Genomic DNA, 11,044 nt, shown 5'->3' with positions numbered 1-11,044 from the left:
TATGATCCATGCGAGTTTGGAAATTTTAGGAGTACATTCAAATTTTTAGCGGATGATTCCCGTCTTGAACTTTTGTATACTTTTGCTTCAAGGCAAAAGTATAAATGAAAATCTTTTATTTGATTCAGAATAGGGTTGAAAAATCATAAAATCAGAATTTTTATCTCTCACTGAAAAACCGTATTTTTGTGCATCTAAAAAGTAAAAGAACGAATGAATTCCTACAAAAATCCATTGGAAGAGCGCTACTCCAGTGAAGAAATGTTATTTAACTTCTCACACAATAACAAATTCCAGAATTGGAGAAAGCTTTGGATAGCTCTTGCTGAAATCGAAAAAGACCTCGGACTTGATATTACAGACGAGCAGATCGCTGAGTTAAAAGCTAATGCTGAAAACATCGATTACGTAAAAGCTGCAGAGTACGAAAAAAAATTCCGTCATGATGTAATGGCTCACGTTCACGCTTATGGTGATGTGGCGCCTTCAGCAAAAGGAATTATCCACCTGGGAGCAACTTCGGCTTTTGTAGGAGACAATACAGACTTAATTCAAATCCGTGACGGACTTTTAATCTTGAAGAAAAAGTTGGTGAACGTGATGAAAAATCTTTCGGATTTTGCGATTCAATATAAAGACCTTCCCACTTTAGGATTCACCCACTTCCAGCCGGCTCAGTTAACAACAGTTGGAAAAAGAGCTACACTTTGGTTGCAGAGTTTGGTTCTTGACATCGAAGAATTGGATTTCTTCCTTGAAACCCTGCGTTTCAGAGGAGTAAAAGGAACTACAGGAACTGCTGCAAGTTTCCTTGAACTGTTCAACGGTGATTATTCTAAAGTAAAGCATTTAGATAAAGAACTTTCAAAAAGATTCGGATTCGAAAAAGTTTTTGGAGTTTCCGGACAGACTTACGATAGAAAAATTGATGCGAAAGTAGTTGCTTTATTAGGAAATATTGCACAATCTGCGCATAAATTCACAAACGATTTACGTCTACTTCAAAACCTTAAGGAAATTGAAGAACCATTCGAGAAAAACCAGATCGGTTCATCGGCGATGGCTTACAAGCGTAACCCAATGAGAAGCGAAAGAATCGGAGCATTGGCAAAATATGTAATGTCTCTTACAACGAGTTCTGCAATGGTAGCTTCTACACAATGGTTTGAAAGAACACTGGATGACTCTGCAAACAAGAGATTAACAATTCCTCAGGCATTTTTAGCAGTTGATGCTATTCTATTAATCTGGAATAACATTATGAACGGAATCGTTGTTTATCCAAACAGAATCAACAAGCACATTATGGAGGAACTTCCTTTCATGGCAACAGAATACATTATCATGGAAGAAGTAAAAGCTGGTGGTGACCGTCAGGAAATCCACGAAGTGATCAGAGTTCACTCGATGGAAGCTTCCAAGAAAGTGAAAGAAGAAGGAAAAGAAAACGACCTTATCGAAAGAATCTTAAACGATGATTCTTTAAAACTGGACAAATCAAAACTGAAAGAAGTTTTAGATCCTAAAAACTTTATTGGTTTCGCGCCGATCCAGACGGAGGAATTCATTAAAAATGAAGTGCAGCCGATTATAGACCAAAACAAAGATTTAATAGGATTGGAAGCTGATCTTAAAGTATAAAACAATATGCAGTCTTTTGGGCTGCATATTTTATTTCCAACCCCGTTTATGAAAAAACTACTGGTAGCCATTTTATTAACACCAATCATTTCCTTTTCTCAAAATAAGGTGGATTTACATTATTTTAAATCCAAAGATTCTTTAGTTGGAGTAAAAGATAAAGCTGGAAAAATAATTGTTCCGGCACAGTTCAAAATCTTTTCATTCCTTAAAGACGGAGATCCTGTAGAAGGAGAAACCATTCTTTTTGATGGAAGTAAAGAAGGCGAAGAACCGGAGAAAAATGCATGGGGATATGTGTATGACAAAAATGGAAAATTTCTGTACCAGCCTTTCCTTTATGATAATGGAGCAGATTACTTCTCCGAAGGTTTAAGAAGATTGGTTAAAAATGGTAAAGTAGGATTTGCAGACCGAAACGGAAAGATAATTATTGAAGCTGAGCATGATTTTGCATTTCCTTTTAATTACGGATATGCCACCTTTTGTGACGGCTGCGACTGGGAAAAAACAAATGACGAGCACAGATCTATTGTAGGCGGAAAATGGGGTGTAATGAATGTCAAAGGACAAACCATTCAGCCATTGTCAAAACCAACAGAGAAAGAGGTGGAAATAGACGGAAAATATTATCCGAACCCTTTTCAATACAATGAAAAAGAGAAGAATATCCTTCAGTTTTTTGAAAAGCAGAAGAAAAAGCTTTCAGATCTTCATTATGTAAATTTTTACAGCAAACTCTCTGAAAAAGAAAAAAATCTGTTTTTTGAAATTGTAGAAAGACCCAAAGAAAACTTCCCCTTTTATCAGGTAAATGCCTATGATTACAGGAAAAAAGAATTGGATATGCTTTATAGTTTCAAATTTCTGGTCTCAGAAGATGGAAAAACATTTTATGCAATAGGGGATTTTAATGAAAAGAAGATTCCTTTTGAAAACTGGTTAAAGGAAGAAATAGAAAGTGCAGAAGATTTTCAGAGGAAGCATAAGGATAACCCTAATAAATTTATAAACAAATAGCAGAACTTACTTAGCAGATGACAAAACATATAATAGTATTGATGTTGGCTTTGGGATTTGTGAAAAATTATGCACAAACAGATAAAGCAGTTTATTCATTCATAGATGCAGCTGCGAAGAAAGTTGCAGAAGAATCAAAAGCATACTCAGTTTCTGTCGGAATTATAAAAGATGGAAAAATCTATACCAGACACTTTGGAGAAATAGACAAAGGAAAAGGGAATAAAGCGGATGATAATACTTATTTTGCTATAGCTTCCATTACCAAACTTTTTACAGGGCAATTGCTGGCACAGGCAGTCCTGGATGGGAAAGTAAGCCTTGACGATGATATACGCAAGTATCTGAAAGAACCTTATCCCAACTTAGAATACAATGGTGTTCCCATAAAAGTCAGGAATGTAATTTCTTATGAAACCGCCTTACCTAGAAATCTCCCTATTGATGATGAGCTGAGAAAAAACATGACAGATGAAACGGCTTTTCTATACGAAAAGCTTAATGACGGATATACAAAAGAAGACTTTAAAAAAGACCTGGCTGCTGTAAAATTAGATGCACAACCAGGTACAAAATATAAATACAGCAATACAAGTCTGGAATTAACCGGTCTTATGCTGGAAAATATTTACGGAAAGAGCTATGAAACCCTTTTGAAAGAAAATATCTTTTCAAAAACCGGAATGAACCATACTAAACTGGAGCTTGATAAAAATGAAGTTCAGGCTAATGGATATCATGATAATTATCGTTTAATGCCCGTTTCACGAAGCCTTCTGTGGGGTTCAGGGGGTTCGAAAACAGAATCTACAATGGGTGATATGGTGAAGTTTTTAAAAGAAGAACTCGATTTACAAAACAAAACCGTACAGGAATCTCAAAGAAATATTGAAAATAGTAAAGAAGCTTGGTATGGATATTTTTGGGACAGATATTGCATTACCGAACATGGTAAAAGAGGCTTTAAGCATGGTGGATCTTATGGGATAAATAGCCTGTTTACAGTGTTTCCAGAATTGAATATTGGAGTATGCATCATTGTAAACATTAATGGACCTGAAACATTTTCCGCACTTTATAATGGTACAACAAGTTTAGTAGCTGATCTTGTCTCTACTTCAGATAAAAAGCAGGTGTATGGATATTACATAAAGAAGGATAAAATCGTTTTTTCTTACGCACATCCGAAAAATATGAATGGAAACCTTATCAATACCATGACTGTAGCAGGAAGTTTCAATAACTGGGATCCAGAAAATAAAGAATATCAGATGATAAAGAAGGGTAAAAACCTTTATGAACTTGAAGTTCCTGTCTCTCGATTTGAAAAAGGAAAGTCCTATTCCTTTAAATTTGTACTGAATAAAGAAGAATGGATTGGAGCTTCTAAAAACGCATCCAATAATGACGGTACCAAAGATAATAATCTGACACTGGTATTATAGGAAAAAGATAGAAGAAAAAGAAAGTAAAAGAGTAAATTTGTACTCAATAATATAGAGTGGATGATAACACTCAAACAGAGGATCTGTACAGAATGCAACAATCTGATAGGGATACTCTGAACTCAGAAAGTAAAAAGAAAAATAAATCTAATATTAAAAATCTGATATTTAATTTTTAATGATGTTACAGAATCAAAATCATCAACAATTAATGACCGATCTTAAGGAGCTGGTAGACAAGACAAGAAGTCAGGTTGCAGCTCAGGTAAACTCGGCAATGGTGGTTTTATACTGGGAAATAGGGAAAAGAATAAATGAAGATGTTTTAGATAATAAGAGAGCAAAGTATGGCAAAGAAGTTATTGTACAGATCTCTCAACAACTTACGTTAGAATTTGGAAATTCATTTTCCGAGAAAAATATCCGAAAAATGATGCAGTTTGCGTCTGTTTTTAATGATTTTAATATTGTCGCATCAGCGATGCGACAATTATCGTGGACTCACTTCCTGCTTCTCATTCCTATTTCACAAGATACTAAAAGAAATTTTTATCTTGAAGTTTGTAAAATTGAAAATTGGAGTGTCAGAGTCTTGAGAGAAAAAATCAATTCTCTGCTTTTTGAACGAACAGCAATAAGCAAAAAGCCTGAGGAAATAATAGATAAAGAATTGAAAAACTGGTCTGAAAAGAATATTTTAAATCCTGATTTAGTTTTTAAAGACCCCTATTTTCTTGATTTTTTAGAATTGAAAGATACCTTTTCTGAAAAAGATTTGGAAGAAGCCATTATCGTGGAGCTGCAAAAATTCATTTCTGAGTTGGGAAGTGATTTTGCCTTTCTTTCAAGACAAAAAAGAATCACAATAGATAATAGAGATTACTACCTGGATTTACTTTTCTATCATAGGAAACTAAAATCTTTAGTTGTTATCGAGCTAAAATTAGGTGAATTTGAAGCCAGTCATAAAGGTCAGATGGAGCTATATCTCTCATATCTGAATAAATATGAAAAAGTAGAAGGGGAGAACCCTCCCATTGGTTTAATCCTTTGTTCAGGAAAAAATTCCGAACATATAGAACTCATGAATCTGGAAGGGGATAATATAAAAGTAGCAGAATATTTACTTATCTTACCTTCTGAAAAAGTTTTGCTTGAAAAATTGCATCGTTCAATAGAGATAGCAAGAAATAAATTTGAAAATAAAAAATAAATCTAATATTAAAAATCTGACATCTAATGTCTAATAACAAAAGAATTTTCGTAGAAAAAAGAGGAATTTTCGATGTTGAAAGTCCAAAAATTTTTGATGAAGTAAAAGCGGTTATCCCGGCAGTTCAAAGCGTGAAAGTATACAATGTATATGATATTTTCAACCTGAATGACGGAGAATTTGAAAAAGTGGTGAATAACACTTTCGTAGACCCTGTTACTGATATTTTACACTCAGAAAACCCTGCAAAAGCTATTCATTTCGGAATGGAATTTTTACCGGGACAGTATGATCAGAGAGCAGACTCTGCACAACAGTGTATCGCTTTGCTGACAGAAAATGAAAAATCAAAAGTAAGAAGTGGAAAGCTGATCGAATTTGAAGGCGTTTCCGAATCAGATTTGGTTAAAATCAAAGACCTTCTGATCAACAAAGTGGAATCTCAGGAAAAAGACTTATCCGTTCTGGATATTCCTGCAGAAGAAGCACCGTCAAAAGTAATCATCCATGAAAATTTCATCAATTTTAATGATGCTGAACTTGAAAACTTCTATAACAATCATGGTTTTGCATTAGGATTGGATGACCTGAAATTCATTCAGGAATACTTCAAAACTGAAGAAAGAAATCCTACGGAAACAGAATTAAAAGTATTAGACACGTATTGGAGCGACCACTGTCGTCACACCACTTTCGAAACACAGTTGTCAGACATTCAGTTTGAAGGTCAGTTCAAACACACATTGGAAACCATTTTCAATGATTATATCGAAAAAAGAAAATTCTTAGGCCGTGAGCTGAAGCCCATTTCATTAATGGACCTTGCAACAGTATGCGGTAAATATTTCCATAAGACAGGAAACCTGGATAATCTTGTTATCTCAGACGAGATCAATGCATGTACCATCCAGATTGAAGCAGAATACGACGGTAAAAAAGAGCCTTGGTATTTATTATTCAAAAATGAAACACACAACCACCCAACAGAAATTGAACCTTTCGGAGGGGCTTCTACTTGTTTGGGAGGTGCTATCAGAGACCCATTATCCGGAAGATCTTTCGTTTTCCAGGCGATGAGATTAACAGGTGCTGCAGACGTTTTAGAATCTGTTGACAAAACTTTACCAGGAAAATTACCTCAGAAAACCATTACAAAACAGGCTGCCAACGGATATTCATCTTACGGTAACCAGATCGGTCTTGCTACCACAATGGTTTCTGAAATCTATGACGAAGGCTACAAAGCCAAAAGAATGGAAGTAGGTTTCGTTACCGGAGCAGTTCCTGTAGATTGGGTAAGACGTGAAAAACCTGAAAATGGTGATTCCATCATTATCTTAGGAGGTGCAACAGGTCGTGACGGAGTAGGAGGAGCAAGCGGAAGTTCAAAAGAACAGGACGAGACTTCAATCCACACCATGAGTTCCGAAGTTCAGAAAGGAAATGCGGTAGAAGAACGTAAAATTCAGAGACTATTCAGAAATCCTGAAGTAACGAAGCTGATCAAAAAATCAAACGACTTCGGAGCAGGAGGAGTTTCCGTGGCAATCGGTGAGATTGCAGACTCTTTAGAAGTGAACCTTGATGTATTACCATTAAAATATGAAGGATTAAACGGAACCGAGCTGGCTATTTCTGAATCTCAGGAAAGAATGGCGGTGGTAGTAGATCCTCAGGATAAAGAAAAATTCATCAGATTCTGTGAAGCTGAAAACATTGTTGCCGTAGAAGTAGCAAAAGTGACAGATTCAGGAAGAATGCAGATGTTCTGGAAAGGAGACAAAATTGTAGACCTTTCAAGAGCTTTCTTAGATACCAACGGATGTTCAAAATCTCAGGAAGTGAAGATCACTCACCTTGAAGAAGTCAAAGAAGAAACAAAAGCTTTCACCGCAGAAAACTTCCTGAACATCTTAAAAGATAAAAACGTAGCTTCCCAGAAAGGACTGCTTGAAATGTTCGACTCTTCAATTGGAGCAACAACAGTAGCAATGCCTTTAGGTGGAAAATATCAGCAAACCTTAATGGAAGGAAGTGTGCAGACACTACCAATTTTAGGAGCAAAAGACATTAAAACCGTTTCTCTGGCGAGCTGGGGATTCGATGCTGAAATCTCAAAACAAAACTCATTATTGGGAGCATCTTACGCTGTTGTAGAAAGTGTGGCGAAGATTGTAGCCATGGGAGGTGATTATAAAAACATCAGACTTAGCTTCCAGGAATACTTCGAAAAATTAGGACAAAATCCTGAAAAATGGGGTAAACCTTTAGCTTCACTTTTAGGAGCTTATGATGCGCAGATCAATTTAGGTCTTGCAGCCATCGGAGGTAAAGATTCCATGAGTGGAACGTATCAGGATCTTAATGTTCCGCCAACCCTGATTTCTTTTGCATGTGCTAACGGAGATAAAGAAAATATCATTTCTCCTGAACTGAAAAGCGCAGGAAACAAACTGTATTTCTTCAATCATATCGCTCAGGAAAGCGGGCTTCCAGATTATAGTGCTTTAAAAGAAATTTTTGAATTCATTTTCGAAAACATCAAAGCAGGAAAAATTGTTTCTGTGAAAACAGTGAAAGAAGGAGGTCTTGCAGTTGCTTTAGCCAAAATGAGCTTCGGAAACAGATTAGGAGCAGAGATCAATGCTGATGAAAATGCATTATTAGCGAAAAATATCGGAAGCTTAGTTATCGAGGCGAAAGAAGAATTAAGCGCAGCTGCCCTTCAGTTGATCGGAGAAGTAAAAGGCTCAGGAACCTTGAAAATTAACGGTATTGAATCAAACATTACAGATCTTGTAGCTGCTAATACCAATACTTTCGAGAACCTTTTCCCGACAGTAGAAAAAGAAAAGATCACGGTTGAAATTGATGCAAAATCAAACTCAATCCATCCAAGAAATATTATCATTAAAAAACACGGGATTGCACAGCCTAAAGTGTTTGCTCCGGTATTCCCGGGAACCAACTGTGAATATGACACGCTGAATGCATTCCAGAAAGAAGGCGCTGTAGTAAGCAGTCTGCCTTTAATCAATATCAATCACCAGTTACTCGATGAAAGCATTGATGCATGGGTGGAAGAGATCAGAACATCTCAGATCCTTGCTTTCTCAGGAGGCTTCTCTGCGGGCGATGAGCCGGATGGTTCTGCAAAATTCATTGTAAACGTTCTGAAAAACGAAAAAATGAAAAATGCAGTACACGAATTATTAGGCAGAGATGGAATGATTATCGGGATCTGTAACGGATTCCAGGCATTGGTGAAATCAGGATTGTTACCTTACGGAAGAATCAAGGATTTGGATGAAAACTCTCCAACATTAGCTCACAATGCCATCAGAAGACACATTTCTCAGATGGTTACTGTAAAGGTAGTGAACGATGAAAGTCCATGGTTAAAAGGAATGAAAGGTCAGACTTACACCATTCCGATCTCTCATGGAGAAGGACGTTTCATGGCTTCAGAAGAAGAAATCAGGAAATTGTATGAAAACGGGCAGATTGCAACACAGTACATCGACTTCGATGGAAACATTGCTCACGGAATGCCGTTCAACCCGAACAATTCATTATTCGGAATTGAAGGAGTGACCAGCCCATGTGGAAAGATCTACGGAAGAATGGGACATCCGGAACGTTTTGCTGAAGGTCTCATGAAGAATATACCAACCGCGAATTATCACAACATATTCAAAAACGGTGTTGAATACTTCAAATAACAATACAAGAAAAATGATCGTCATCCATGGCGGTCATTTTTCGTCTTTAGGAGGTTTTTACGAAGAAGCTTCCCGCGTGCTGATGAAGGATTTGGATTGGAAAGTAGGAACGTTGGATGGCTTTGATGACATCCTTTACGGAGGTTTCGGAGTATTTGAAAACAAAGAAGAAATTGAAATCATCTGGAAAGAATCACAGAAGTCAAAAGAAGACTTAGGCTTTAAGGCTACCCGTGAATTCTATGAAAATAAAATCAGACAGGGAAAACCTTTCAACATAGAATTGATTCAGCGGAAATTAGACGAATTGATTGAAGGAAAAGAACAAACGCTTTTTGAAATCCTGATTGAAATTATAAAATCACATACCAATATTATACTGAGACTGGAATGATGAGTAATGAGTAATGAGTAATGAGTGGAAATTTTGTAGCGTTGACATTTCCAGCTAGCTTTATCAAATCAACTTGTTGATTCCTTCTTTGCTTACTTTGGTCAATATGCTAACAATAAGATCTTTGCGTCAAAAAAACAGAAAATATTATTAACCATTAAGAATAATAAAGATTGTAAGGTGAGTTAAGATTCATCTAGGATGAATAAATAAATAATAACTTCAGCTGTTACCTTAATAATTCTTCATTTCTTACAAAACCTTAATGGTTCAAATCACTTAATTCAACAAGGATATAAATACGTCTATTGCTGAGTGAAACGCCCTTGCGAACGAAAAAATTAATATAATACTTTGCGCCTTTTGCGTTAAAAACTTACAATTTGAAAGATATTAATATAATTTTTCTCACTATTTTTACTTTAACAAAAAAGGAAACAATAGAAGTTGAATGAAGAAAATTATGTACGGGCTGTTCTTTGGTGACAGCATTACTTACGGAGAATATGACGGAGTTTTTGGCGGTTGGGTAGATATTCTGAAAAGATATGCCCTGCAGAAATTTCATGAAGGAAACAGAGATGAACTCATCCTGTTCAATCTAGGAATAGGAGGAGAAACCACTGAAGGATTACTGAAAAGAATGCCTTACGAATTAAAAGCAAGAAATTCAGCTGATGGAAATATTGTTTTTCTAAGTTACGGAGCCAATGATCTTGCGGTAAAAGATGGAGTACAGATCGTAGATCCTGAAAAATTTAAAAATAATATTAAAGAAGCTGTAGCACATGCCAGACAGTTTTCCAATGAGATTTATCTGGTAAGTATTCTCCCTTTTTCTCAAAAGATACATGGAGTAGTGGTAAGCTCCGGGAAAAAGAGAATCAATGAAGATGTAGTGCTTTATAATCAGATTCTGAAAAATATTGCAGCCGAAGAGGCGTTGGTGTATATTGATTTTTATTCTGCATTTTTAGAAGATAAGGAAATTTTATTGTCTGCAGACGGTGTACACCCCAACGAAAAAGGCTATGGAATGATGGCCGAAATCGCAATCCCAATCATTGAAAAATATTTATAATGCCTCATTTATTTTCTTACGGAACCCTGCAGAAAGAGCAGGTTCAAATGGAAACCTTCGGAAGACTTTTACAAGGTGAAAAAGACACTTTATCAGGCTACAAATTAAGTATGCTTGAAATTACAGATCCTGAAGTACTTCGGAAAAGCGGTCAGCAATACCATCCCGTACTTGAATTTTCAGGAAATGATAATGATGAGGTTGAAGGAATGCTTTTTGAGGTGACAGAAGAAGAAATCCTTCAGGCTGATGAATACGAAGTGGATGATTACAAAAGAATCGAAACCGTTTTTAAATCTGGAAAAAAAGGGTTTATCTATGTCGGGAAATAGTCATTGCAAGCAACGCGAAGTAATCTCAAATAAGAGTTAGAACTATGATTCAAATGATTTTATCAAGGATATAATTCCAACGGTCTCTTTGTCATTCCGAGCAAAGCAAGGAATCTAAGCTTGAATCTTCTCTCGCAGATCTCGCAAATGGAATACTTTTAGACTTAATAGGTGCTTTTCTACTGATATGACAAAT

Annotated in this window: 8 protein-coding genes; all 8 read left to right on the top strand. The window is 36.1% G+C overall.

Features of this window, described 5'->3' with window-relative positions; genetic code table 11:
• Positions 1-213 precede the first annotated feature (213 nt).
• The 8 genes from purB to C8D70_RS07300 all read left to right on the top strand — a co-directional run bounded on the left by purB (position 214) and on the right by C8D70_RS07300 (position 10,848).
• Positions 214-1,641: an adenylosuccinate lyase gene (gene purB, locus C8D70_RS07335; protein WP_076597264.1), complete on the top strand. Its 1,428-nt coding sequence runs from the start codon at positions 214-216 to the stop codon at positions 1,639-1,641.
• A 48-nt stretch (positions 1,642-1,689) separates the two neighbouring features.
• On the top strand, positions 1,690-2,661 hold the full coding sequence (locus C8D70_RS07330) for a WG repeat-containing protein (RefSeq protein ID WP_228407999.1): 972 nt from the start codon (positions 1,690-1,692) through the stop codon (positions 2,659-2,661).
• Positions 2,662-2,678: 17 nt separating this feature from the next.
• A complete protein-coding gene (locus tag C8D70_RS07325) occupies positions 2,679-4,106 on the top strand; it encodes a serine hydrolase (RefSeq protein WP_110366885.1) in 1,428 nt (475 codons plus the stop codon).
• A 211-nt stretch (positions 4,107-4,317) separates the two neighbouring features.
• Complete coding sequence (locus C8D70_RS07320; protein WP_228407998.1) at positions 4,318-5,319, top strand: YhcG family protein; 1,002 nt, start codon at positions 4,318-4,320, stop codon at positions 5,317-5,319.
• A 26-nt stretch (positions 5,320-5,345) separates the two neighbouring features.
• The gene (locus C8D70_RS07315; protein WP_110366883.1) at positions 5,346-9,041 is read left to right on the top strand and encodes a phosphoribosylformylglycinamidine synthase; all 3,696 of its coding nucleotides are present in this window, start codon (positions 5,346-5,348) and stop codon (positions 9,039-9,041) included.
• Positions 9,022-9,435: a ribonuclease inhibitor gene (locus C8D70_RS07310; protein WP_110366882.1), complete on the top strand. Its 414-nt coding sequence runs from the start codon at positions 9,022-9,024 to the stop codon at positions 9,433-9,435. The genes C8D70_RS07315 and C8D70_RS07310 overlap by 20 nt, the downstream gene beginning before the upstream one ends.
• Before the next feature lie 451 nt (positions 9,436-9,886).
• Complete coding sequence (locus C8D70_RS07305) at positions 9,887-10,516, top strand: SGNH/GDSL hydrolase family protein (protein ID WP_110366881.1); 630 nt, start codon at positions 9,887-9,889, stop codon at positions 10,514-10,516.
• On the top strand, positions 10,516-10,848 hold the full coding sequence (locus C8D70_RS07300) for a gamma-glutamylcyclotransferase family protein (RefSeq protein WP_076597270.1): 333 nt from the start codon (positions 10,516-10,518) through the stop codon (positions 10,846-10,848). The genes C8D70_RS07305 and C8D70_RS07300 overlap by 1 nt, the downstream gene beginning before the upstream one ends.
• Positions 10,849-11,044 lie beyond the last annotated feature (196 nt).

This window comes from Chryseobacterium sp. CBTAP 102 (genome assembly GCF_003201365.1).
GTDB lineage: Bacteria > Bacteroidota > Bacteroidia > Flavobacteriales > Weeksellaceae > Chryseobacterium > Chryseobacterium candidae.
This window is presented reverse-complemented; position numbering and strand designations above follow the sequence as displayed.

Coding starts and splice junctions, on each gene's coding strand:
- purB (WP_076597264.1), top strand. CDS start 214: ATGAATTCCTACAAAAATCCATTGGAAGAGCGCTACTCCAGTGAAGAA.
- C8D70_RS07320 (WP_228407998.1), top strand. CDS start 4,318: ATGACCGATCTTAAGGAGCTGGTAGACAAGACAAGAAGTCAGGTTGCA.
- C8D70_RS07330 (WP_228407999.1), top strand. CDS start 1,690: ATGAAAAAACTACTGGTAGCCATTTTATTAACACCAATCATTTCCTTT.
- C8D70_RS07325 (WP_110366885.1), top strand. CDS start 2,679: ATGACAAAACATATAATAGTATTGATGTTGGCTTTGGGATTTGTGAAA.
- C8D70_RS07300 (WP_076597270.1), top strand. CDS start 10,516: ATGCCTCATTTATTTTCTTACGGAACCCTGCAGAAAGAGCAGGTTCAA.
- C8D70_RS07315 (WP_110366883.1), top strand. CDS start 5,346: ATGTCTAATAACAAAAGAATTTTCGTAGAAAAAAGAGGAATTTTCGAT.
- C8D70_RS07305 (WP_110366881.1), top strand. CDS start 9,887: ATGAAGAAAATTATGTACGGGCTGTTCTTTGGTGACAGCATTACTTAC.